Annotated in this window: 21 protein-coding genes; 10 read left to right on the forward strand and 11 right to left on the reverse strand. The window is 58.1% G+C overall.

Translation table 11 applies throughout. From position 1 onward, the window contains the following. Window positions 1-38: 38 nt before the first annotated feature. A complete protein-coding gene (locus KW837_RS06790) occupies window positions 39-1,238 on the forward strand; it encodes an MFS transporter (RefSeq protein WP_218394985.1) in 1,200 nt (399 codons plus the stop codon). Window positions 1,239-1,349: 111 nt separating this feature from the next. On the opposite strand, the gene KW837_RS06795 is transcribed toward KW837_RS06790, so the two are convergent. Then, window positions 1,350-1,715, reverse strand: coding sequence for a histone-like nucleoid-structuring protein, MvaT/MvaU family (locus KW837_RS06795; protein WP_123494736.1), 366 nt, complete (start codon window positions 1,713-1,715; stop codon window positions 1,350-1,352). A gap of 230 nt (window positions 1,716-1,945) precedes the next feature. Between KW837_RS06795 and potE the strand changes: the two genes are divergently transcribed. Both potE and KW837_RS06805 read left to right on the forward strand, forming a co-directional pair. Next, window positions 1,946-3,286 carry a putrescine-ornithine antiporter gene (potE, locus tag KW837_RS06800; RefSeq protein WP_218394986.1) on the forward strand — a complete coding sequence of 447 codons (1,341 nt, stop codon included), beginning with the start codon at window positions 1,946-1,948 and terminating at the stop codon, window positions 3,284-3,286. A 49-nt stretch (window positions 3,287-3,335) separates the two neighbouring features. Then, window positions 3,336-4,241 (forward strand): amino acid ABC transporter substrate-binding protein, encoded by a 906-nt coding sequence (locus tag KW837_RS06805; RefSeq protein ID WP_218394987.1) that lies wholly within the window; start codon window positions 3,336-3,338, stop codon window positions 4,239-4,241. Window positions 4,242-4,370: 129 nt separating this feature from the next. Here KW837_RS06805 and KW837_RS06810 read toward each other — a convergent pair whose 3' ends face one another. The 4 genes from KW837_RS06810 to KW837_RS06825 all read right to left on the reverse strand — a co-directional run bounded on the left by KW837_RS06810 (window position 4,371) and on the right by KW837_RS06825 (window position 10,051). Then, window positions 4,371-5,558 (reverse strand): pyridoxal phosphate-dependent aminotransferase, encoded by a 1,188-nt coding sequence (locus tag KW837_RS06810; RefSeq protein ID WP_192344620.1) that lies wholly within the window; start codon window positions 5,556-5,558, stop codon window positions 4,371-4,373. 40 nt (window positions 5,559-5,598) lie between these two features. Continuing rightward, complete coding sequence (locus KW837_RS06815) at window positions 5,599-7,224, reverse strand: methyl-accepting chemotaxis protein (protein ID WP_218394988.1); 1,626 nt, start codon at window positions 7,222-7,224, stop codon at window positions 5,599-5,601. A gap of 347 nt (window positions 7,225-7,571) precedes the next feature. Further along, window positions 7,572-8,714, reverse strand: coding sequence for a glycerate kinase (locus KW837_RS06820; protein WP_218394989.1), 1,143 nt, complete (start codon window positions 8,712-8,714; stop codon window positions 7,572-7,574). A 224-nt stretch (window positions 8,715-8,938) separates the two neighbouring features. Then, window positions 8,939-10,051, reverse strand: a complete 1,113-nt coding sequence (locus KW837_RS06825) for a sugar diacid recognition domain-containing protein (RefSeq protein WP_218394990.1) — start codon at window positions 10,049-10,051, stop codon at window positions 8,939-8,941. Between the two features lie 169 nt (window positions 10,052-10,220). Between KW837_RS06825 and KW837_RS06830 the strand changes: the two genes are divergently transcribed. From KW837_RS06830 to rarD, 3 genes are all read left to right on the forward strand, one after another. Further along, on the forward strand, window positions 10,221-11,531 hold the full coding sequence (locus tag KW837_RS06830; protein ID WP_063343739.1) for an MFS transporter: 1,311 nt from the start codon (window positions 10,221-10,223) through the stop codon (window positions 11,529-11,531). 89 nt (window positions 11,532-11,620) lie between these two features. Next, entirely contained in the window at window positions 11,621-12,634 is a 1,014-nt protein-coding gene (locus tag KW837_RS06835; protein WP_218394991.1) for an aldo/keto reductase, read from the forward strand. 358 nt (window positions 12,635-12,992) lie between these two features. Continuing rightward, window positions 12,993-13,880 (forward strand): EamA family transporter RarD, encoded by an 888-nt coding sequence (gene rarD / locus KW837_RS06840; protein ID WP_192344614.1) that lies wholly within the window; start codon window positions 12,993-12,995, stop codon window positions 13,878-13,880. Window positions 13,881-14,049: 169 nt separating this feature from the next. Here rarD and hppD read toward each other — a convergent pair whose 3' ends face one another. Then, window positions 14,050-15,126, reverse strand: coding sequence for a 4-hydroxyphenylpyruvate dioxygenase (gene hppD, locus KW837_RS06845; RefSeq protein ID WP_218394992.1), 1,077 nt, complete (start codon window positions 15,124-15,126; stop codon window positions 14,050-14,052). A gap of 248 nt (window positions 15,127-15,374) precedes the next feature. Then, the gene (locus KW837_RS06850; RefSeq protein ID WP_218394993.1) at window positions 15,375-16,322 is read right to left on the reverse strand and encodes a DMT family transporter; all 948 of its coding nucleotides are present in this window, start codon (window positions 16,320-16,322) and stop codon (window positions 15,375-15,377) included. A gap of 78 nt (window positions 16,323-16,400) precedes the next feature. Between KW837_RS06850 and KW837_RS06855 the strand changes: the two genes are divergently transcribed. From KW837_RS06855 to KW837_RS06865, 3 genes are all read left to right on the forward strand, one after another. Further along, entirely contained in the window at window positions 16,401-17,273 is an 873-nt protein-coding gene (locus KW837_RS06855; RefSeq protein ID WP_218394994.1) for a LysR family transcriptional regulator, read from the forward strand. Window positions 17,274-17,376: 103 nt separating this feature from the next. Then, window positions 17,377-18,912: an EAL domain-containing protein gene (locus KW837_RS06860; protein ID WP_218394995.1), complete on the forward strand. Its 1,536-nt coding sequence runs from the start codon at window positions 17,377-17,379 to the stop codon at window positions 18,910-18,912. A 233-nt stretch (window positions 18,913-19,145) separates the two neighbouring features. Next, window positions 19,146-19,511 carry a histone-like nucleoid-structuring protein, MvaT/MvaU family gene (locus tag KW837_RS06865; RefSeq protein ID WP_008075430.1) on the forward strand — a complete coding sequence of 122 codons (366 nt, stop codon included), beginning with the start codon at window positions 19,146-19,148 and terminating at the stop codon, window positions 19,509-19,511. A 172-nt stretch (window positions 19,512-19,683) separates the two neighbouring features. Here the strand turns inward: KW837_RS06865 and KW837_RS06870 are convergent, their stop codons facing one another. Then, complete coding sequence (locus KW837_RS06870; RefSeq protein ID WP_371317110.1) at window positions 19,684-20,187, reverse strand: DUF4946 domain-containing protein; 504 nt, start codon at window positions 20,185-20,187, stop codon at window positions 19,684-19,686. 156 nt (window positions 20,188-20,343) lie between these two features. Here KW837_RS06870 and gloA point away from each other — a divergent pair, with 156 nt between their 5' ends. Next, complete coding sequence (gloA, locus tag KW837_RS06875; RefSeq protein WP_218394997.1) at window positions 20,344-20,865, forward strand: lactoylglutathione lyase; 522 nt, start codon at window positions 20,344-20,346, stop codon at window positions 20,863-20,865. 177 nt (window positions 20,866-21,042) lie between these two features. Here gloA and ahpF read toward each other — a convergent pair whose 3' ends face one another. The 3 genes from ahpF to KW837_RS06890 all read right to left on the reverse strand — a co-directional run bounded on the left by ahpF (window position 21,043) and on the right by KW837_RS06890 (window position 24,371). Then, complete coding sequence (gene ahpF, locus KW837_RS06880) at window positions 21,043-22,605, reverse strand: alkyl hydroperoxide reductase subunit F (protein ID WP_218394998.1); 1,563 nt, start codon at window positions 22,603-22,605, stop codon at window positions 21,043-21,045. A gap of 125 nt (window positions 22,606-22,730) precedes the next feature. Continuing rightward, entirely contained in the window at window positions 22,731-23,294 is a 564-nt protein-coding gene (gene ahpC, locus KW837_RS06885) for an alkyl hydroperoxide reductase subunit C (protein WP_007900047.1), read from the reverse strand. 138 nt (window positions 23,295-23,432) lie between these two features. Further along, window positions 23,433-24,371, reverse strand: a complete 939-nt coding sequence (locus KW837_RS06890; RefSeq protein ID WP_218394999.1) for a site-specific integrase — start codon at window positions 24,369-24,371, stop codon at window positions 23,433-23,435. Between the last annotated feature and the right edge of the window lie 27 nt (window positions 24,372-24,398).

Consider the following 24,398-nt stretch of genomic DNA (forward strand, 5'->3'; position numbering starts at 1 on the left):
TGGGGCTACGACGCTTCGCGCAATACAGGATTCAACCAATGACTGATCACCTCCTCCCTGTGCCCCATAAATCATGGGGCGCCGTATTCGCCATGTCCCTCGCCGCCTTCGTGCTGGTGGCATCGGAGTTCATGCCCGTCAGCCTGCTGACACCGATTGCCGCAGATCTACACGTCACCGAGGGACAAGCCGGCCAGGGAATCTCCGTTTCGGGGCTGTTTGCCTTGTTCACCAGTCTTCTGATCGCATCGGTGGCTGCGCGGGTTGACCGCAAACCGCTGCTCCTTTCACTGACACTGCTTATGATCCTTTCTGGAACAGTGGTCGTGTTCGCCCCGAACTACTGGGTGTTCATGACCGGCCGCGCGCTGATCGGTGTTGCGATAGGTGGATTCTGGTCATTGTCGGCGGCAACCGCCATGCGCCTGGTGCCTGATGACCAGATCACTCGCGCAATGGCCATCGTCAACGGCGGCAACGCTTTGGCGACGGTTATTGCAGCGCCATTGGGCAGTTTTCTCGGCGCCCTGATTGGCTGGCGCGGTGCATTCTTGTGCGTCATCCCAGTCGCGATAGTCGCTTGTGTATGGCTGTCGTTAAGCCTTCCACCGATGAAATCGCAAAGCGGTTCAGGCACTGGCAACGTCTTCAAGTTGATGAAACGCACGCCGGTCGCGTTAGGAATGGTGGCGGTCAGCGTGTTTTTCATGGGCCAGTTCATGCTGTTTACCTATTTGCGCCCGTTTCTTGAAACGGTCACGCACGTCAGTGTTTCCATGCTGTCGTTGATGTTGCTCATCCTGGGTATTGCGGGCCTCGCAGGAACCTTCCTGATTGAAGCGTTCTTGAAAAATGGCCTGCATCGAACCCTCATCGTCATCCCGATCTTGATGGCGGTGATTGCACTGGCGCTTGTTTCATTCGGTAGCTCGGCGGCTACCACGACTGTTTTGCTTGGCCTCTGGGGACTGGTTGCGACTGCTGCGCCCGTGGGATGGTGGACATGGCTGGCGAGAACGTTGCCAGACGCTGCTGAAGCGGGAGGCGGCTTAATGGTGGCGATCATCCAACTGGCAATTGCGTCTGGCGCAACCGTTGGCGGGCTGGTCTTTGACTTGAGCGGCTATCGAGCGACCTTCGAGTTGAGCGCCACTGTGCTGGGCGTGGCGGCCGTTTTTGCCTTCCTGGCTGCACGCGCAGCATCGCGGGAGCCTCTTGCCGCGACGAGCATCGCTTGAAATACCACAAGACACGCCAAGGCGTATCTTGTGGTTTCGGGGGAGAAAGTGACGATGGATCGGACATGTAGGAGCCAGCGGTGCGGCAAGCTGGGCTCCTACAAATCAAACTCACTTGGTCAGCCAGGACTCGACAGTGGCAGAGCCGAATTTGGATTTCCATTCCCTCAGTCTCTTCTGGTTGCCGCCCTTGGTCTCGACGACTTCGCCAGTGTTTGGATTTTTGTAGATCTTCACCTGGCGCGGCTTGCGTGTGCCGGATTTCGGCGCGGTTACTGATGCGCGACGACCCGTTTGTGGCTCAAGAAGATTGATCACGTCTTTCAGGCTATAGCCGTATTTGGCTAGCAAATCACGCAGCTTCTTTTCGAAATCAATTTCCTTTTGAAGGCCTGCATCACCTTTCAGTGCCTCGAGCACCTGGAGCTGTTTAGCCAGATGTTTTTCCAGTTCACGGAACTCTGCAAGCTTGGACATGTAAAACCTCATATGTGTTTTGTATGGACATGTGACAGAGCCAGCTAAAGAAAAGTCCCCCCTACAATGGAGTCATACCCTGTCGGCCATTTCTTTTTGCTGTTCAGAATCCCAAAAGCCATCTTCGATGAGACTGACTGGCGATAAATCTGTTCGATGGGCTATTTCCCGACGTTGAGCATGGCAATCAGGGCTATGGTCAATGTGTTGAGCAGATCAAGGAGTTTCCGATGGCCGACTCAAGCAAGAAAATGAGCCTCATGGGGCTCACCACTCTGGTGACGGTGAACATGATGGGGTCGGGCATCATCATGTTGCCGACGAGCATGGCCCAACTCGGGGCCGTTTCGTTGCTGTCATGGATCGTCACTGCCGTCGGTTCGATGGCCATCGCTTACTGCTTTTCCCAGTGCGGCATTTACTGCCTGCGCTCAGGCGGGTTGTCTGCCTACACTGAAGAAGCGCACGCCAAATCAGGCTTCTTCCTCTGTTCGTATCTGTACTTTCTCTCGCTGAGCATCGCCAACGTGGCCGTCGCCATCTCCGCGGTGGGCTACATGACATCGTTCGTGCCCTGGCTGGGCAGTGGCGCCATCCCTCTGTTCATCGGTACGGTTGGCCTGCTCTGGTTGACCACCGTGGCCAACTTCGGTGGCCCCGGTATCACCGGCAAGATTGGCGCGATTACCGTGTGGGGGGTGATCATCCCGGTGGCAGGCTTGAGCATCATCGGTTGGTTCTGGTTCAAGCCCGATGTGCTGATTGCCGCCTGGAATCCGAACAACCTGCCGATCTCCGACGCCATCAGTAAGGCTATTCCCCTTACTCTGTGGGCTTTTCTTGGCATGGAGTCGGCGGCACAGGCCTGCGATGCAGTGGAAGATCCCAAGCGCACCGTACCGTTGGCCTGCCTGTTCGGCACGCTGGGTGCGGCAGTGGTGTATGTGCTGTCGACTACGGTCATTCAGGGCATCATCCCCAATGCCGAACTGGCCAACTCTTCGGCGCCCTTCGCGCTCGTCTATGCACATATGTTCAACCCCGTGGTCGGCAACATTGTCATGGCGCTGGCAGTGATGGCTTGTATCGGTTCGCTGCTGGGCTGGCAGTTCACCCTGGCGCAAACGGCCAAGATGACCGCTGATCAAGGGATGTTTCCGAAACTGTTCAGCAAGGTCAGCACACAGAACGCGCCCATTGTCGGCATGATCGTCTGCGGCGTCTTGCAGACCTTGATGGCACTGTCGACCATCTCGCCCAATGCCAGCGCCCAGTTCGGGAAGCTCGTCAGCCTGGCGGCAGTGACCAACCTGATCCCATACGTGACAGCCGCCACCGGCCTGCTGGTCATGATGTACAAAGCCAAAGTCAGTACGGGGGTCTACACACGCAACACGACGCTATTACTGATCGCCGTGGCCTATTCGTTGTACGCCCTTTATGCCTGCGGCAAAGATGCCGTTTTCGGTGGACTCATTGTCCTTACATTCGGCTACCTGCTTTATGGCTTCCTCTCCAAGCGTTTTGTCGATGCGTCTCCAACCGCTCAGACCAGGGCGGGCAATCCTTAGCTGTAATCGTCAAGACAGCACAGACATCCGAATGCGGGGCGCCAAGGATATGAACGTACAACTGACCAAAGCCACTAACTTGCTGTTCGTCTGCCTGCTCACAATGGTGCCGGTACTGGCTGGTGCCAATACCCTTGAACGCGTGCAGGCGAGCAATACCTTCACCCTTGGTTACCTGCCGGACTTCGCACCTTTTAGCGTCCAGGAAGGTGACAAAGCCAGCGGTTATGCGATCGAGCTTTGTCTGAAGGTTGCCGACAAAATCAAGACCGGACTGGGTTTGCCCGCGATGCAGGTACGTTACCGACCCGTCTCCGTCAACGACGAGATGAGTGCCGTGAGCTCGGGCGAGATCGACATCCTCTGTACGCCGACGCCCCCCACATTGGAGCGACGCAAGCGTGTGAGCTTCTCGGTTCCGATCTACACCGCCGGCCTCTCGGCAGTGGTGCGCCAGGAAGCGCCTGAGGCGTTGCTCAATGTACTTAATGGCAAAGTAGCCCATACCGGACCGACCTGGCGTGCGACCATCAATCATGGGCTGGCCAACCAAACCTATGCCGCCACCGCAGGTGGCGTCACCGAGGCATGGATCCGTCAACAGATGCGATTACTCGGTGTGGTAGCCACCCTGGTCACAGTCGAGAACACTGAAGCGGGCCTCAAACTGGTCGCCGAAGGCAAAGCCGATGCCTTCTTCGCCGAACGCATGATGCTGAAGAATCTCCTCGCCAATCACTATTCCGCAGGGAATCTGGTCCTGCTGGATCGAGTTTTTGAGTACTCGCCGACTGCAATGGCGGTGGATCGAGACGATGAAGATTTCCGTTTGCTGGTCGACACCGCGCTGAGTGAAATGTATCGATCGGGCGAGATCGAGCAGGCATACGGCACCTACCTGGAAGGCATTACCGACACGGACAAAAAGCTGTTCAAGGTCTATGCGATACCGTAGAGGCAATCCTGAAAAGTACAATAACCATCGCGGGCAAGCCTGCTCCCGCGGGGTTTTGTGAACGCCACAAAATCCCGTGTAGGAGCGAGGCTTGCCCGCGAAGAGGCCATCAAACTCAACACAAATCGATCAGGCTCGTCGCACCTGCAGCAACTGCGCCGCACACGATGCAATCCGCTGGCACGCATCCGCCAGCCTCACCTGATCCACCACCAGGCCAATGCGAATATGCCCCGCCGCGCTCGGCCCGAAGGCTTCGCCCGCCAGCACCGACACGCCGTACCCTTCCAGCAAACGCTCGGCAAAATCTTGCGCACCGAGCCCGGTCTGGCGCACATCGACCATCACGAACATCCCGCCATCCGGTTTGATCGGCCGGATACCCGGGCAACCGCTTAGCCTTGCGCACACCAGATCGCGACGCTGGCGATATTCCTCGCGCATCAGTGCCACTTCCGGCAAGTCTTTATCGAGCGCTACTTGCGCGGCGTTCTGGACGAAATCCGGAAGGCCGAACAGCATGCACAGCGACAGATGCATCAAATGTTCAGCCAACGGTTTAGGGCCGATCATCCAGCCCACCCGCCAGCCGGTCATGGCATGGGATTTGGACAGACTGTTGATCGTCGCGGTGCGCTCGGCCATGCCCGGCAGACTGGCCGGGCTGATGTGCTCGCCCTCAAACAACAGGTCGCTGTAGACCTCGTCGCTGATCAGCCAAAGGTCATGCCGCACACACAACGCTGCCAACGCTTGCCAGCTCTTCAACGACAGACTGGCACCGGAGGGATTATTCGGGCTGTTGAGCAAAATGACGCGGGTTTTTGAGGTGATCAGCGCCGCGACATCCGCCGGTTCAACCCGAAAGCCATTTTCCGGACGCACCGCCACCGGCACCACGCTGGCTCCGCAGGCACCGAACACGCCTTCATAGGTCACATACATCGGTTCGGCGACGATCACTTCATCGCCAGGGTCGAGCAGGCATTGGGCAACCGAATACACCGCGCACTGCGCGCCAGGCAGTACGATCACATGGTCGGCATCCACCAATTGGCCGCTGCGCCGCTGATGACGGCTGGCGATGCTACTGCGCAGCGCGCGGGTGCCGCGTACATCCGAGTAATGGGTGTCACCCGCCAACAGGCTATCGATGGCGGCGTGAATGATCGGCAGCGGCGTGTCGAAATCCGGGTCGCCAATGGAAAGCAGCAACACGTCGACGCCCTGCTCGCGCAATTCCAGCGCTCGATCATGAATCTTCCAGGCTGCGGCTCCGTCACCATCGATTCGTTGGGTCAAGGCTGAATAGCGCATGTACTTCTCCTAACGCGCGAGTTCCAGTTTCAACCCTATCTCAAATCACGAAACGCGCCACCATCGCATTCAAATCAACCGCCAATCGCGACAGTTCGTGGGTGGCTGCACTGGTCTGGTTGGCACCGGCGGCAGACTGAGTGGCCAGGTCGCGAATGTTCACAAGATTGCGGTCGACTTCACGGGACACCTGAGCCTGTTCTTCCGAGGCGCTGGCGATCACCAGGTTGCGTTCGTTGATCAGTTGAATCGATTGGGTGATCTGCTCCAGGGCGATACCCGCCGCACGAGCCATTTCCAGCGTGCTTTGGGTGCGCTGATTGCTTTGCTGCATTGACGAGACCGCTTCGCCGGTGCCGTTCTGGATGCCGGCGACCATCTTCTCGATTTCCTGGGTCGACTGCGCGGTGCGATGGGCCAACGCCCGGACCTCGTCCGCCACCACCGCAAAGCCACGCCCGGCTTCCCCGGCACGGGCCGCTTCGATCGCGGCGTTGAGGGCCAGCAGGTTGGTCTGTTCGGCGATGGCACGAATCACGTCCAGCACTTTGCCAATGTCCCGGCCCTGAGTCGCCAGGCCCTCGATCATCAACGCGGTGTTTTGCACGTCGTGGGTCATGGTCTGGATCGCGTCGACGGTTTCCACCACCCGGTCACGACCTTCGCGAGCCGCTTGGGTCGACTGGTTCGAGGCTTCGGAGGTCGACACCGCGTTGCGCGCCACTTCTTCCACGGCGGCGGTCATTTCGTTGACGGCGGTGGCCGCCTGTTCGATTTCGTTGTTTTGCTGTTGCAGGCCCCGTGACGCTTCTTGCGTCACGGTACTGAGTTCCTCCGCGGCAGCACCCAGTTGCGTCGCGGAGCCGGCGATCTGTTCGATGGTCTTGCGCAGGTTGGTCTGCATGGCGGCCAAGGCGCCGAGCAAACGCGCCGGTTCGTCGTTGCCGTCGACCTCGATGACCTTGCTCAGGTTGCCGCCAGCAATGGTTTCGGCCGCGAGCACCGCACGGTTCAGCGGTGTGAGGATGCTGCGGGTCAACAGCCAGGCCAGCAGCACGGTCAGCAACGAAGCCATTACCGCCACCGTCACGATGCCGATAAAGGCTTCGCTGTAATGCTCACCCGCCTTGGCCGACGCGGCTTTGGCATCGGCGGCGTTGAGCGCCACCAGTTTGTTCAGTTGCTCGCCCATCTGATCGGTGCCTTCCTTGATCCGGGTATTGATCAGGGCACGCATCTCCTCCAGTTTGTTCTGCCGCGACAGGTCCAGCATTTGGCTCTGGGCCTGCATGTAGTTGTCGAGGGTTGTCGCGAAGGTTTTGTACAGCGCGGCTTCTTCAGGGCCGGCCGGCAAGGCGGCATAGCTGGCTTGGGCGCTGCGCACCTTGTCGACGAGCACGCTGATGCGGGTCTGGGCTTCCTGCAACGCCGCCGGATCACGGTTGACCAGTACGCGGAACGAGAGAATCCGCAGCCGCAGAACGTTCTCTGTCACGTTACCCAGAAACCCGATGCTGGGTAACTGCGTCATTTCCATATCGACAGAGGCCTGGCGAATGATCGACATGCGGTTCACCGCAAACACACCCAGCACGATCACTAGCAAGGCAATGAAGGCGAAACCCAGGAAAGCTCGAGGCGCGATTTTCAGATTACGCAGTGACATAGGATGATCTCGGTAATTGAGGCGGCGAGCATCCTTGCGGGGGATCACTGTTCGGGCGGGCGATGGCGCGCGCACCTTTCAGTTTGGCGCCACTGTTGTAATAGGTTTGTGTGCGCCTGTTAGCTGTATCGGCCGGGGTTGAGGTTTGTTGCAGGGGTTGGAGAAATATTTTTCAAGGGAGGCAGGAGTGTTTCAGTGGTGAAACACTCGTTAGCTTAAATGCAGAACCTGTGGGAGCGGGCTTGCTCGCGAAGGCGGCGGTACAGTCAACAATGATGTTGCCTGACGCACCGCTTACGCGAGCAAGCCCGCTCCCACATGGATTGCGTTTAACTGACGGGCATTGGTCAGGCCTTGCGGGCCGCCACCCGCCACACCCGCGCAATATCACGGGCGCGATCACGCAACAAACGCGGTGCTTCAGCGCAGGCCTGCTCCAATGTCATCGGTCCGCAGGCCAAGGCAAAGGCCGCATCGATGCCATGCTCGTACAGCGCCTGATACCCCTCGCCCAAGGTGCCGGCGATGACGATGACCGGCACGCCGTGCTGGCGTGAGATGCGCGCCACGCCAAACGGGGTTTTGCCGCGCAACGTCTGGGCATCGAAACGACCTTCGCCCGTGATCACCAGATCGGCGCCCTTGACCGCCTCGGCCAGCCCCACCAATTCGGCGACCACTTCCACCCCAGCCTGAAATTGCGCACCGAGAAACGCCTTGGCGGCAAACCCCAAGCCGCCCGCCGCGCCGCTGCCCGGTTCGTCGCGCACGTCCTTGTCCAAAGCTGGTGCGCAGAGTTCAGCAAAGTGCTCGAGGGCCTGGTCCAGTTGCTCGACCTGTTCGGGTGTTGCACCTTTCTGCGGGCCAAAAATCGCTGAGGCACCATGAGGGCCGCACAGCGGGTTATTGACGTCAGCGGCGATGTCGAAGCGCACCTTGGCCAGACGCGGATCTATCTCACTCAGATCGAGGCGGGCCAATTGCGCCAGGGCCAGGCCACCCGGCACCAGGGTTTGGTCCTGAGCGTCCAGCAGTTTCACACCCAAGGCCTGCATTGCCCCGGCGCCGCCGTCGTTGGTGGCGCTGCCGCCAATCGCCAGGATCACCCGTTGCGCGCCGGCATCCAGCGCGGCGCGGATCAATTCACCGGTGCCGTAGGTGCTGCTGGTGCAGGCATCGCGCAGGTTCGGCGCAACCAGTTGCAGGCCACTGGCCTCGGCCATTTCGATGATCGCGGTGTGACTCTGTGGCAACCAGCCCCACGCGGCATCGACCGTGGCACCCAGCGGCCCGCGAACATGGGTACGGCGCAGTTCGCCGTCGCATGCGGCCAGAATCGATTCGACCGTGCCTTCCCCGCCATCAGCCATCGGGCACTTGATCAAGTGTGCATCCGGCCAGACTTCCGCCAACCCCAGCGCAATGGCCTCGGCCACACCTTGAGCACTCAGGCTGTCCTTGAACGAATCGGGGGCGATGACGATTTTCATGCGAATTCTCCAGTTTCAATGCGTCCATGCTGCCAGCCGCCATCAACAATAACGCCGGTCCGCTGCACAAGCAGGTATGAGGATTATTGTTCATTTCCACAAAACCCAGGATTGATAGCGATTGGGATGGCCTCTTCGCGGGCAAGCCTCGCTCCTACAGTGGGTGCGGCGCTCTTGTAGGAGCGAGGCTTGCCCGCGAAGGCGTCCTTACAATCACCTCCTCTCTAATTAGTTTGCGGCAGAAGCTGAACACCCAGATACAGCGCCAACATCCCATCCAACCGCAACGGATCAACCCCACTCAACTCGGCGATCCGCTCCATGCGGTAACGCAAACTGTTGCGATGGATGCCCAAGGCATCGGCGCAGGCCTGGCTCTGGCCGTCGTGTTCGCACCAACTGCGCAGGGTCGCCAGCAGTTGGCCGTTGCCATCCTTGGCGATGACTTTGCGCAGCGGACGCAGCAGTTCATCCAGCGCATCGTCGTTGCGGTGCCGCCAGAGCATTACCGGTAGCCGATAGCGGTTCAGCGTCAGCAAGCGCGAATGCGGCAACACATCACGCCCGTAGGCCAGCAAATCACCGACCCGACGATAGCAACGGCGCAATCCCGACAATCCATCGGCCTGCCCGCCCACGGCAATGCGCAAAATATTCCAGCCGAGGCCATCGAGCTTCTCCAGCAGCCGATCATTTTCGATCGCAGGCGTCGCCGGTCGGCACCACAGCAACGAAGACTTGGCCGAGCTCACGCACCAACTGTCCGGATAACGCGACATCAGCCAGGCGCTGAGCGCTTCGACGGTTTGGCCCGGGCCGTGTTCCAGGCCCAACTCGAACAGATACGGCACCCGCGTCAACTGCGGTTTGAGCCCCAGCTGCTGCGCTTCGTCCAGCAACCGCGGCGAATCCCCCGCCTCGCTGAGCAGCAGAGCCAGCAGATCATCGCAACGCTGGCGCCGCCATTGCTGCTCGGCCTGCTGATTGCGCTGGCCCACCAGCATCTCGGCGGTCATTCGCACCAGCTCGGCGTAGGTGCGCAATTGCTCGGGTTCGCCGGTAATGCCCAGCACACCAATCAAACGCTGATCGAGCAACAGCGGCAGGTTGATGCCCGGTTGCACGCCTTTGAGGTGAATCGCTGTTTGCGCGTCGATCTCCACCACGCGCCCGTTGGCCAATACCAATTGCGCGCCTTCGTGGCGAGTGTTGATGCGCTCCGGTTCGCCGCTGCCGAGTATCAGCCCCTGGCTGTCCATGACATTGACGTTGTACGGCAGGATGGCCATCGCCCGGTCGACGATGTCCTGGGCCAGGTCGTGATCGAGTTCGAACATAGCGCGGTTCCTTGAGAACGTGATGGAACGGGTTGTTCACCCGCACAGGCCTTGGTCGTAAACCCTGTGCTCAGGCACAAAGACAACCACCCAAGGGGTGGCCGAGACTCACTGGGCGATCAACGTTACCCTTGCGTCGCAAAAAATCATAATAAAGAGAGAGCCCGCCATGTCACAGAGCGCCGCAGCTACCCTGGCCACCGCTGACGACAAAAACGCCGTTTACAAACGCATTACCCTGCGCTTGATCCCCTTCATCTTCATCTGCTACCTGTTCAATTACCTCGACCGGGTGAACGTCGGGTTCGCCAAACTGCAGATGCTCGACGCACTGAAATTCAGCGAAACCGTGTACGGCCTCGGTGCCGGGATCTTCTTCATCGGCTACGTGCTGTGCGGCGTACCGAGCAACCTGGCCCTGACCAAATTCGGCCCGCGACGCTGGATCGCGCTGATGATGATCACTTGGGGCACGCTGTCGACCTGCCTGCTGTTCGTCACCACTCCGACCGAGTTCTACACCTTGCGCCTGTTTACCGGTGCGGCCGAAGCCGGGTTTTTTCCGGGCGTGGTGCTTTACCTCTCGCAATGGTTCCCGACATTCCGTCGTGGCCGCATCATGGCGCTGTTCATGTCGGCGATCCCGGTGTCCGGCCTGCTCGGCAGCCCGTTTTCCGGCTGGATCCTCAACCACTTCGGCGCAGGCCAGGCTGGTTTGGCAGGCTGGCAGTGGATGTTCCTGTTGCAAGGCATTCCGACCGTTATCCTCGGCGCCCTCGCCTACTTCCTGCTCAGCGACAGTTACGCCAACGCCAAGTGGCTGACCCCCTACGAGCGTTCGGTGCTTGAGGCCGATCACGCGCAAGACCTGGCCAGCAAACCGAAAACCGCCACTGATTCCCTGCTGGCGGTGTTCAAGAACCCGGCGATCTGGGCCTTTGGCCTGATTTATTTCTGCATCCAGAGCGGCGTCTACGCGATCAACTTCTGGTTGCCGTCGATCATCAAGAACCTCGGTTTCAGCGATAACCTGGTGATTGGTTGGCTCAGTGCGATTCCGTATCTGCTGGCGGCGGTGTTCATGTTGATGGTCGGTCGCTCGGCAGATTTGCGCAAAGAACGCCGCTGGCACTTGGTGGTGCCGATGCTGATGGGCGCGGTGGGTCTGTTGATTGCGGTGAACTTCGCCGCTAACCCGGCCATCGCCATTCTCGGGCTGACCATCGCCACCATGGGCGCCCTCACCGGCCTGCCGATGTTCTGGCCCGTGCCGACCGCTATGCTCAGCGCGGGTGCGGCAGCCGGTGGGTTGGCGTTGATCAACTCCATGGGGCAGATGGCGGGTTTTCTTAGCCCGTACCTGGTGGGTTGGGTCAAGGACAGCACCGGGTCGACTGATGCGGCGCTGTATCTGCTGGCGGGTGTGATTGTTTGTGGGAGTTTGCTGGCGTTGCGCATGACGCGGACGTTGCGGGTTTAAAAGGGCAATCAGGCCTGATAATTCCGATTGCTCCCAGTCACGGTTCTGGTATTTGATTAGGGCTTTCTGACCGGTAAAAGGATTTCGTCATGAGCTATCGCACGCTGGGTCATTCGGGTTTACAGGTGTCGACCCTCACATTGGGCACCATGATGTTCGGCGAGCAGACCAGCACCGAAGATTCCCTGCGAATCATCGACAAGGCCTGGGACCAGGGCATCAACTTCATCGACACTGCGGACGTGTACACCAACGGCCGTTCCGAAGAGATCGTCGGCGAAGCGATCGCCAGTCGGCGGCAGGAATGGGTACTGGCCACCAAGGTCGGCTTCGGACCGGTGGACGGTATGCCGAACCGCAGCGGCCTGAGCCGCAAGCACCTGTTCAATGGCATCGACGCCAGCCTGACGAGGTTGGGCACCGATTATCTGGACATCTATTACCTGCACCGCGAAGACCACAACACGCCGCTGGACGTCACGGTGTCCGCCATTGGCGATTTGATCCGCCAGGGCAAGATCCGTTACTGGGGCCTGTCGAACTACCGTGGCTGGCGTATCGCTGAAGTGATTCGTGTGGCTGACAAACTCGGTGTCGATAGACCGATCATCAGCCAGCCGCTGTACAACATCGTCAACCGTCAGGCGGAAACCGAGCAGATCACTGCCGCGCAAAACTATGGCCTCGGTGTGGTGCCATACAGCCCGCTGGCGCGCGGTGTGCTCAGCGGCAAGTACGCGCCCGACGTGACGCCGGACGCCAACAGCCGCGCGGGTCGTCAGGACAAACGCATCCTGGAAACCGAATGGCGGGTGGAGTCGTTACGCATTGCCCAACAGATCCAGGAATACACGCAGGGCCGTGGCGTGGGCATCGTCGAGTTCGCGATTGCCTGGGTACTGAACAATGGCGCTGTGACTTCGGCCATCGTCGGGCCTCGCACTGAGGAACAGTGGGATGCGTACACCAAGGCGCAGGCGGTGAAGATCACGGCTGAGGACGAGGCGTTTATTGATTCGCTGGTGACACCGGGGCACGCGTCGACGCCGGGGTTCAATGACGTGAGCCATTTTGTGCCGGGACGTAAACCGCGTACGGCTTGAGATTTAACGCGAGCAGGCTAGCTTCCACAGGATTCTTGTTGACCGAAATATTGTGTACACCACCGGCAAAAATGTGGGAGCGGGCTTGCTCGCGAAGACGGCTTCACATTCAGCATTGATGTTGACTGGCAGTCCGTTTTCGCGAGCAAGCCCGCTCCCACAGGGTTTTGTGTGGGCCGCAGGCATTGAGTACACACCGGAAAATTGTGGGAACGGGCTTGCCCTCGATGGCGGTTTTGCATCCACCATTTGTCTGTGCTTCTGCCACACTCGATGGGTGTTGATCGTTCGGACAATATTCGCTTCGAAAACCACGTATCCTCCGCACCCGTTTCACGTTCAACCTCGCGAGGACAGTTTGTCTAAAGGTATCGCTCTATCGGTTACAGCCTCGATGCTGTTTGCCGTCATGTATTACTACACATCGCTGCTCTCCCCCTTGAGCGGCGTAGAAATCTTCGGTTGGCGGATGCTGCTGACCGCGCCGTGCATGACGGTGTTCATGGTGGTGTCCGGTGAGTGGAAGCGCGTGGTCGAGATTGTTCGGCGGCTGGCTGGCAAGCCGAAGCTGATTGTCGGGCTGGTTGGCTCCGCAGTGCTGCTGGGCCTGCAACTCTGGTTGTTCATGTGGGCACCGCTCAACGGTTATAGCCTCGACGTGTCGCTGGGGTATTTCCTGTTGCCGCTGTCCATGGTCTTGACCGGGCGAATCGTCTATGGCGAGCGCCTTTCCTATCTGCAGAAAATCGCCGTGTTCTTCGCCAGCCTCGGCGTGCTAAACGAGCTGTATCAGGTCGGCGGTTTTTCCTGGGCGACCTTGCTGGTGGTGGTCGGCTATCCGATCTATTTCATCCTGCGCAAACGCCTGGCGACAGACAACCTTGGCGGGCTCTGGCTGGACATGGCGTTGATGCTGCCAGTGGCGTTCTGGTTCGTGCAGGGCGGCGAGCAAGGTTTTGACGTGTTTGATCAACATCCGTGGCTGTCGCTGTTGATCCCGATACTCGGGGTGATCAGTGCTTCGGCGCTGGTGGTCTACATCATTGCCAGTCGGTTGCTGCCGTTCAGCCTGTTCGGGTTGTTGAGTTATGTAGAGCCGGTGCTGTTGCTCGGCGTTGCGTTACTGTTGGGGGAAAGTATCAAGGCCGGCGAATGGCTGACCTATATTCCGATCTGGTTGGCGGTGTTGGTGTTGGTGTTTGAAGGGTTCAAGCATCTGGTCCGGCAACGACGCCGGCCGATGTAATTGTAGGAGCGAGGCTTGCCCGCGAAGCTTTTAGCGTCCTCAACGTCCCCTTCGCGGGCAAGCCTCGCTCCTACAAGGGTTTTTGCATGATCCAAAAATGGTTTTGCATGATCCAAAAAAAGCCCGGCCAGCATTGCTGCTGACCGGGCTTTTTCACGCCTGAACCGGGTTAATCGGTAGAGAGCACACCCCGACGAACCTGATCACGCTCGATGGATTCGAACAGTGCCTTGAAGTTGCCTTCGCCGAAGCCATCGTCGCCTTTACGCTGGATGAATTCAAAGAACACCGGGCCCATCAGGGTTTCCGAGAAGATCTGCAGCAGCAGACGCTTGTCGCCCGATTCGGACGAACCATCCAGCAGAATGCCCCGCGCTTGCAATTCGTTGACCGGCTCGCCGTGGTTCGGCAAACGGCCTTCGAGCATTTCGTAGTAGGTGTCTGGCGGCGGTGTCATGAAGCGCATGCCAATGCTTTTCAAGTGATCCCAGGTCTTGATCAGGTCATCGCTGAGGAAGGCCACGTGCTGGATGCCCTCCCCGTTGAACTGCATCAGGAACTCTTCGATCTGCCCGGCGCCCTTGGAGGACTCTTCGTTCAGCGGGATACGGATCATGCCGTCCGGCGCGGTCATGGCCTTGGAGGTCAGGCCGGTGTATTCGCCTTTGATGTCGAAATAGCGGATTTCACGGAAGTTGAACAGCTTCTCGTAGAAGTTGGCCCAGTAAGCCATGCGACCGCGATACACGTTGTGGGTCAGGTGATCGATGATCTTCAGGCCGGCTCCGACCGGGTTGCGGTCAACGCCTTCGATGAACACGAAGTCGATGTCATAGATCGAACTGCCTTCGCCGAAACGGTCAATCAGGTACAGCGGCGCGCCGCCAATGCCTTTGATCGCCGGCAGGTGCAGCTCCATCGGACCGGTTTCGATATGGATCGGCTGGGCACCGAGTTCCAGGGCACGCTTGTAGGCCTTTTGCGAATCCTTGACGCGGAACGCCATGCCGCACACCGACGGGCCATGTTCGGCCGCGAAGTACGACGCCACGCTGTTGGGTTCGTTGTTGAGGATCAGGTTGATCGCGCCCTGGCGATACAGGTGCACGTCTTTGGAACGGTGGGTCGCGACCTTGCTGAAGCCCATGATCTGGAAGATCGGCTCCAGGGTGTTAGGGGTCGGCGATGCGAATTCGATGAACTCAAAGCCCATCAGGCCCATTGGGTTTTCGTATAAATCTGCCATGGTTGGCGCCTCATCATTTTCTTGTCAATTAACGGATCGTTAGTTGCTAGCAATGCTGAGACCGGCGGGTGGCGCGCAGGAGATGCCCCGCACGCTGCGGGCGAGGAAGTCACCGTAGATCAATTGAAACCCAAAACTCTTCATTGTCGACCCAAGGCTCTTGCGGGCGAGGCTTCTGCTGCCAGAAGACGATTATTCTTATATGCGTAACCCGATTCTACACAGCGTAAATCAGTTTGTCCGCCTTCTTATAAAATCCCCCTTTTTGTAGCGTGCGCAAGCGGTTTGTTGCACAGAAAAATCCCCGCCAGGATCAGCCCGCCGCCAAGGCACATCACCAGTGTCAATTGCTCACCCAGCAACAATGCGCCAAACAGGACGGCAGTCAGCGGGTTCAAGGCAATGAACACACCCGAACGCGTCGCACCGATTTTGCGGATACCGTCGTAATAACCAATATAGGCCAATGCCGAACCCAGTACGCCCAGGTACAGCAGGCTCAACCATTGTTGCGTGCCGAGTTCAGCCAGTGCTGTGACACTCAGCTCACCACGCACGGCGCTGGTCACCCAGAGCATCAGCGTGCCCAGCAAAATCGAGTACGTCACCGTCTGCAACGGCCCCAACGTTTGATTCAGGCCTTTGGAGAACAGAGAATAAATGCCCCAGCCGAGCACGCAGCCGAAGATCAACAGATCGCCGATCCAGGCATCAGTAGCACCGGCCAGTAACTGCGGATTGCGGCTGACGATCACCAGGCTGGCGCCGGCAATGCAGATCGCAATACCGGACATTTTTGCCCCACTCAGTCGCTCCTTGAAGAATAGCCACGACGCCAGGCCGATCACAGCCGGATTCAACGCCACGATCAACGACGCCCGTGACGCGTTGATGTAATGCAGCCCATAAAAGAAGCACAGGTTGTAGAAGAAAATCCCGAAAAAACCCAGCAGCGTCAGTTGCAGCCATTGCCGAGGGCTGGGGCGCACCAAAGGCACCCGCGCCAGCAACAGAAACAGCAGCAACGCCACGCTCGCCAGCAAGAACCGCAGGCTCGCGGCCAATAGCGGACTGAGGCTGTCGGCCAGAAATCGCCCGGCGACGAACGTCCCGCCCCAGATCATGGTGACCGCTGCCAGTTTCAGATAAACCGGTACATCGGAAGAATTCACCAAGGTCTGTTCACACGTAGTCATAAGTCTCCACCATCAGATATCGGGCACATGGCGTATCATTCGACTAATGCCAAATCATCGTAAAATGAGTAAATACTCATGACCCTTACGCAACTCGAGATTTTCTCCCTGGTGGCCGAACTGCGCGGCTTCACGGCGGCGGCCCATCGTTTGGAGATTTCCCAATCCGCGGTGTCCCACGCGCTCAAGTCGCTGGAACAGGAGCTGGGTGTAGAACTGCTGCGTCGGCATCAGTCCCAGGTCGAGCTGAGTGACATCGGCCAGCAGCTGTTACTACGTGCTCGGGCGATGCTCGGGCTGGCCAACACGTTGCGCCAGGAAGCGGCGGATGCCCGCGGTATGAAACGCGGCACCCTGCGCATCGGCTCGTTCGGCCCGACTTCATCGATCAAACTGCTGCCGAAAATCCTGCAGCATTACCGCGCCGCACACCCGGGCATCGAGGTTCACATTGACGAAGGGCCGGATCGCCAAGTGATCCAGTGGCTGGAAGAACGGCGTATCGATATCGGCTTCGTGGTGTTGCCCCTGGAGCGTTTCGACACTTTTGGGCTGATCGAAGACCAGATGGTCGCGCTGCTGCCTGCCGACCATGCGCTGGCCGGTCGCGACAGTTTGAGCTTGAGCGATTTATGCCACGACCCTTTTGTGCTGACCGAAGCCGGTTCTTCGGAACTGGTATCGCGCTTATTCAACGCGGCGCGGTTGACGCCGAATATTCGGTATCGCTGCTCGCAGTTGCTCAGCACGCTGGACACCGTAGGCCGAGGCGATGCCCTGACCGTTGTCGCCGAAGGCTCTTTGCCTGACGACAACGACAACCGCTACGTGAAAAAACCGCTGTCGCCACCGGTCTGCCGTCAAGTCGGGCTGGCAGTGCTCGATCAGCGTCAGTCATCACCTGCTACGCTGGCCTTCATCAAATTGGCCTCAAGCCTGAATGAACGTTGAGCGGCATAAGCGCCGTCGGCCAACTATCATGGCTGAACTCTTCCAGGAGGCGTGTCGCCCTGCCAGTCTTTGAGAGCCCTCTTTTATCGCGATGGATTTGCGAATGCCACTGAACGTCAAAAGCCGCCGTAAACGTGGTACCCGGATCGTTGTGACTGTTTTGAGCGGATTGCTTCCGGTGTTGCTGGGAGTCGCCATTCTCTATCTGCAGGCCGAACGTACGCTCAAGCAAAGTGCTGAACTGACTGGCGAAGAAGCCGTTCGCCAGTTCGAGTTGATGCTCGACAACACCGCACTAGCGGCGCAAGAACTACTGCCTCTGGCTGGCCAGAATTGCAACGATGTCAAACTGGCCCTGCGTGAACAAGTCACCCGCCGACCATTCGTGCGCTCAACCAATCTTGTATGGAACACCACCCTCTATTGCAGTTCGTTGTTCGGTGAATATCAGGAAAAGATCAATCCCGACGATTACACGCAAGGCAAGCTATGGCTCATGAACGGCAACCCGGTCACGCCCAATACCGCATTGCTGGTGTATCGGCTGAGCGAAGGAAACCAGGGCGCATTGACCACGCTGGACGGTTATCACCTGAGTAATGTGCTGCGCCTGATCGGTCGCAAAACATTATTGTTGTTGCAAGTCGGTCCTCACTGGTTGTCGGCTGACGGCAAGGTCCACGACGATGCCCTGCCCGCCTTGCCCGTGGCGCAAAACACGCTGGCGTCCTCGCGTTATGCCTTTACCGTAGCCGCAGGTTTTTCCGAAGGAGAAACCTGGCGTTACATGCGCAGTGAGTACCCGCCGCTGTTCAGTCTGTTGATGTTTTTCGGTGTGGTGTCCGGCTCGATTGGCCATGCGCTGCAGAAACGCTCGATGTCACCGAGCCGTGAAATGCAGCGGGCGCTGGAGGCAGCAGAGTTCATTCCGTATTTTCAGCCCGTGGTGCACGGCGACAATAAGCAGTGGTCCGGCGCCGAAGTATTGATGCGCTGGAAACATCCCAAGGAAGGCCTGGTACGCCCTGATCTGTTCATCCCGTTTGCCGAACATTCCGGGCTGATCGTGCCGATGACTCGCTCGTTGATGCGACAGACCTGCGCATTGCTGGCTCCCCTGTCGACCTCGTTCGACAGGCCGTTTCACATTGGCATCAACATTACCGCCAGTCACTGCCGGGATCTGGAACTGGTCGAGGACTGCCGCGAATTCCTCAGCGCTTTCGCCCCGGGCAGCATCAACCTGGTGCTGGAACTGACCGAACGCGAACTCATCGAGCCGACAGCCATTACCCTGCAATTGTTCGAACAGCTTCACGAGTTGGGCGTGATGATCGCGATCGATGACTTCGGAACGGGTCACTCAAGCCTGGGTTATTTGCGTCAATTCAATGTGGACTTTCTGAAAATCGATCAGAGCTTTGTCGCCATGATTGGCGTTGACGCCCTGTCTCGACACATTCTGGACAGCATCATCGAACTGTCGGCCAAACTCGATCTGGGTATTGTCGCCGAAGGCGTGGAAACCGTAGAACAGAGTGACTATCTGACGGCCCACGGCGTGAACTTCCTGCAGGGTTATCTGTTTGGTCGGCCGATGCCCAGCGCAGACTTCATTAGAGAATTAAGTGATCGTTAACTAACCGCTCTAAGGGGCGAAACCATGAAGATGCGCACCAAATTGAATCAAAAGACTACTCTTGTTACATGAAGAAAAAGTCAGGATTTACTCTTGGCCAATTAACTACTACAATTTTTCATGCCTGTGCAGAACTGGCAGGTGCGCCATTATCACCGAGTCGCTTCAAGGCTCTTGGCTTATAGCTTTGTTTGCGGTTGGTATCAGCCAAACACACTATTGGAGTAAAGATATTGTCCAGACTCGCTGAATTCCGTGCAGCTGAAAAGGCCCTTCAAGAACAGCTCAAGCAGTTGGAATCGCTGAAGAACGATGCCGGGCTCAAGAAAGAAATCGAATTCGAAGAAAAGCTCCAGGGGCTGATGAAAACCTACGGCAAGAGCTTGCGCGACATCATCGCCATCCTCGATCCAAACCCGGCAAAATCCGGCCTGCAGCAGGCAGCAGCGCCTAAAACCCGCCGCGCTCGCGTGGTCAAGGTGTATCAGAACCCGCACACCGGTGAACTGATTGAAACCAAGGGCGGCAATCATCGCGGCCTGAAAGCCTGGAAGGAACAATACGGTGCTGCCACCGTTGATTCCTGGCTGCGAGGCTAAACACTCGCGATCATAAAAAAGCCCTGCATTGCAGGGCTTTTTCATAGACAGCGTCTAAATGCAACGAAAGTCGCCGATCAACTCGTTACATATCGTCCAACTTTATGCTTAATCCCTTTGGCTATCTAAAAACTCCGAACCCGCTGAAATCTACTGATACGCAAACCTTAAACTAAAGTTTCAAGCTGTTTCGAGCCGCTGCTATGTCGTCCTGACTTGCCTTGTAAACCTCTGCCTGCCCCGCATAAGAAAGAACATAGGCCTTATCGGCGTCTACCGCAGCGACCAATGTTTGAGACAGCACATGTCGACCGTTCTGCGTAATCGTGCAGGTAGTTTCCAGCGCCGATAGCCGGCTTAAGGTAGTCGGGTGAATTTTAGTGCAAACGCTCTGATACCCACTCTGAAAAAAGTCCTTTTGCACCGACTTGCGCATTTCCAGCAGCACGCCTTCCAGGTTCACCTGATGACCACTTTCTACCTGAGTCATGGTCAACTCCATCACCATCACCGGCGTACCGTCCTGATCGTTTTTTACCGCGCGTTGCCGGGATACCTGCGGTTTAGTCTCATCTTGCGAAATAGCCTCGACAGTCCATCCGCTTGGCCAAATCACGACCGGAGCCTCTGCATAAACGAGGGTAACACCTGAAAGCAGACAGATCAGGACGAACATCGATTGACAGAATCGGGTCATTGCAATGAACACTCACGAATTGAGCCGTAAAGTCTGAGCCTCACCCGGCTGTCAGGCAAGCCTGCGGTTTGGGTTTGGCGATGCCGGAGCCCTTGCGTATCATTGTGACCATTCTTGGATTTTCCGGAGGGCCCCATGAGCCTGCACGAACTCAATACATTTCCCGGTGTGACCGCCCAACCCGACACCGCCACCCAGAAGTTCGTCTTCAACCACACCATGCTGCGGGTCAAGGACATCACACAGTCGCTGGATTTCTACACCCGCGTCCTGGGTTTCTCGCTGGTGGAAAAACGCGATTTCCCGGAAGCCGAATTCAGTCTGTATTTCCTGGCGCTGGTCGATAAAAACCAGATCCCGGCCGATGCCGCGGCTCGCACCGAGTGGATGAAATCGATCCCCGGCATTCTCGAGCTGACCCATAACCACGGCACCGAGAACGACACGGATTTCGCCTACCACAATGGCAACACCGACCCACGCGGCTTCGGCCATATCTGCATTTCGGTACCGGACATTCGTGCCGCGTGCGAGCGCTTCGAAGCGCTAGGCTGCGATTTCCAGAAACGCCTGAACGACGGTCGCATGAAGAGCCTGGCCTTCATCAAGGACCCGGATGGTTACTGGGTCGAGATCATTCAGCCTGCACCGCTGTAAGCACCACCACAGATCCCCTGTGGGAGCGGGCTTGCTCGCGAAAGCGGTGTGTCATTCAACAGTGATGCTGACTGACAGGCCGCCTTCGCGAGCAAGCCCGCTCCCACAATTGGGAATGTATGAGACACACAAAACCCCATGATCGCTCATGGGGTTTTTTGTTTTAAGCGTCGGCGTTTATGCAGGCGCCGAGGTGCGGATCAAGTGATCGAATGCGCTCAGGGAAGCCTTGGCGCCCTCGCCCACCGCAATCACGATCTGCTTGTACGGCACGGTGGTCACGTCACCGGCCGCAAACACGCCAGGCATCGACGTTTCACCACGGGCATCGACGATGATCTCGCCGCGCGGCGACAGCTCGATGGTGCCTTTGAGCCAATCGGTGTTAGGCAACAGACCGATCTGCACGAAGATCCCTTCCAGCTCGACAGTGCGCAACTCGTCCGACTGACGATCCTTGTAGCGCAGGCCGTTGACCTTTTGACCATCGCCAGTCACTTCAGTGGTTTGCGCACTGGTGATAACAGTAACGTTCGGCAGGCTGTGCAACTTGCGCTGCAATACCGCATCGGCGCGCAGTTGTACGTCGAACTCCAGCAGAGTCACGTGGGACACGATACCGGCCAGGTCGATGGCCGCTTCGACGCCGGAGTTACCGCCGCCAATCACCGCCACACGCTTGCCTTTGAACAGCGGACCGTCACAGTGCGGGCAGTACGCCACGCCCTTGTTGCGGTATTGCTGCTCACCGGGAACGTTCATTTCACGCCACCGAGCGCCGGTCGCCAAAATCACGGTCTTGGCTTTCAAGGACGCACCACTGGCGAAATGGATTTCGTGCAGCACGCCATTTTTGCCCGGCACAAGCTTGTCGGCGCGTTGCAGGTTCATGATGTCCACGTCGTACTGCTTGACGTGTTCTTCCAGCGCCACGGCCAGTTTCGGCCCTTCGGTTTCCTGCACCGAGATGAAGTTCTCGATGGCCATGGTGTCGAGCACCTGACCACCAAAACGTTCCGCCGCCACACCGGTGCGAATGCCTTTACGAGCAGCGTAGATCGCCGCCGAAGCACCGGCCGGGCCACCGCCGACAACCAGTACATCAAAGGCTTCTTTGGCGCTGATTTTCTCGGCCTGGCGCTCGATACCGCTGGTGTCGATCTTGGCAAGGATCTCTTCGAGGCCCATACGGCCCTGGCCGAAGTTGACGCCATTCAGGTAGATGCTTGGCACGGCCATGATCTGACGCTCGTCGACTTCAGCCTGAAACAGCGCGCCATCGATGGCGACGTGGCGGATGTTCGGGTTCAGCACAGCCATCAGATTCAACGCCTGGACCACGTCCGGGCAGTTCTGGCAGGACAGCGAGAAGTAAGTCTCGAAGTTGAACTCGCCTTTGAGCGAGCGGATCTGTTCGATCACTTCGATACTGGCCTTCGAGGGGTGGCCGCCGACTTGCAGCATAGCCAGCACCAAGGACGTGAATTCGTGGCCCATCGGGATACCGGCAAAACGCAGGCTGATATCGGCCCCTGGGCGGTTGATCGAGAACGATGGCTTACGTGCATCGTCACCGCTGTCGAGCAACGTAATCTGGGTAGAAAGACTGGCAACGTCTTTCAGGAGTGCGAGCATTTCCTGGGATTTCGCACCGTCATCGAGGGAGGCAACGATCTCGATCGGCTGGGTGACCCGTTCCAGGTACGATTTCAACTGGGCTTTAAGAGTGGCGTCCAACATACGGGCGATTTCCTTTATTCGTGTCGAAAAAAAACGCCCGAGCGAATCTCGCCCGGGCGTTTTTGAGGGCGGTGCAGCTTACTTAGGAGGTGCGGAGTTCCGCCCTGATGAAGCGCGTCACAGACTTAGATCTTGCCGACCAGGTCCAGGGACGGAGCCAGAGTGGCCTCGCCTTCTTTCCACTTGGCTGGGCAAACCTGGCCCGGGTGAGCAGCAACGTACTGAGCAGCCTTGATTTTGCGCAGCAGCTCGGAAGCATCACGGCCTACACCGCCGTCGTTCAGTTCAACGATTTTGACCTGGCCTTCAGGGTTGATCACGAAGGTGCCACGGTCAGCCAGACCAGCTTCTTCGATCAGTACGTCGAAGTTGCGGGAGATAGCGTGAGTCGGGTCGCCGATCATGGTGTACTGGATTTTGCCGATCGCTGGCGAAGTGTTGTGCCAGGCAGCGTGGGCAAAGTGGGTATCGGTGGAAACGCTGTAGATTTCGACGCCCAGCTTCTGGAACTCGGCGTAGTTGTCAGCCAGGTCTTCCAGTTCGGTCGGGCAGACGAAGGTGAAGTCAGCTGGGTAGAAGAACACGACAGACCACTTGCCTTTCAGGTCAGCGTCCGACACTTTTACGAAGTCGCCATTTTTAAAGGCGTCAGCTTTGAACGGTTTAACTTGGCTGTTGATGATAGGCATCGATGACTCTCCGTCAGGGGTTAAGAAGTTGATGAGGTGAATCCTACCCAGTCGATCGCCGGCTGGCTCATTGGCAAACCTGATACTGCTGATTGGTTTTCGCTATTAGCCGACAGTATTAATAGAAGAAAACGTGATCTACAGCGCCAATGGTTTTTCAGCGATGCGGGTCATCCCGATAAACGGGCTGGATTCAACATAGCGCATGGCGGACTTCATATCCTTCCAGCCCACGTAACTCATCAACGACTTCAAATCCCAACCGCTCTGATGAGCCCAGGTAGCAAACCCACGACGCAAGGAGTGACTGGTGTAGTGCTCGGGCGCAATACCGGCGCGCTCCAGGGCCTGGCGCAACAACGGGATCACGCTGTTGGCATGCAAGCCCTCCTCGCTCAAATGGCCCCAACGGTCGATACCCCGAAATACCGGCCCGCGGACCAACGCGGCGTCAGTGATCCATTGGATATAGGCCTGCACCGGACACAAACGCTGCAAGGCTGGCGTCTGGTACGTCTGACCGAGGTTCTCGCGGTCGCTCTTGCTGCGAGGCAAATAGAGGGTAATGCCTGAGCCGGCGCTGGCCTGCACATGCTCAATCTGCACGCGACACAACTCATCGCTACGGAAACCGCGCCAAAAGCCCAGCAGAATCAGCGCCGTGTCGCGCCTGGCCCGCAGCAAACCCGGTTGATCGCCCTGCGCCTTGGCGGTTTGCGCTTCCTGCTCCAGCCAGGCCACCACTTGCTCCAGATGCTGAAGCTGCAACGGCTCGGCCTGTTTCTCCTGCGCCGGGTGCAGCGCGCGAATGCCCTTGAACACCTTGCGCACCACGGGTGCCTTGGTGGGATCGGCGAACCCCTGACTGTTGTGCCACTGGGCCAGCGCGGACAAGCGCAACTTCAAGGTATTGATCGACAGCACGCCTGCGTGCGCCACGAGATAGCGCGCCACGCTGTCACTGGTCGCTGGCAGGAACCCGCCCCAACTGACTTCGAAGTGCTCGATGGCCGCCCGATAGCTGCGACGGGTGTTGTCGCGCCTGGCGGCTTGCAGGTAGCGATCCAGTTCAGTCATGGGCTCAGTTCTCGAAAACGTACCGCT

The organism is Pseudomonas sp. PDM24, assembly GCF_019218905.1.
Taxonomy (GTDB): Bacteria; Pseudomonadota; Gammaproteobacteria; order Pseudomonadales; family Pseudomonadaceae; genus Aquipseudomonas.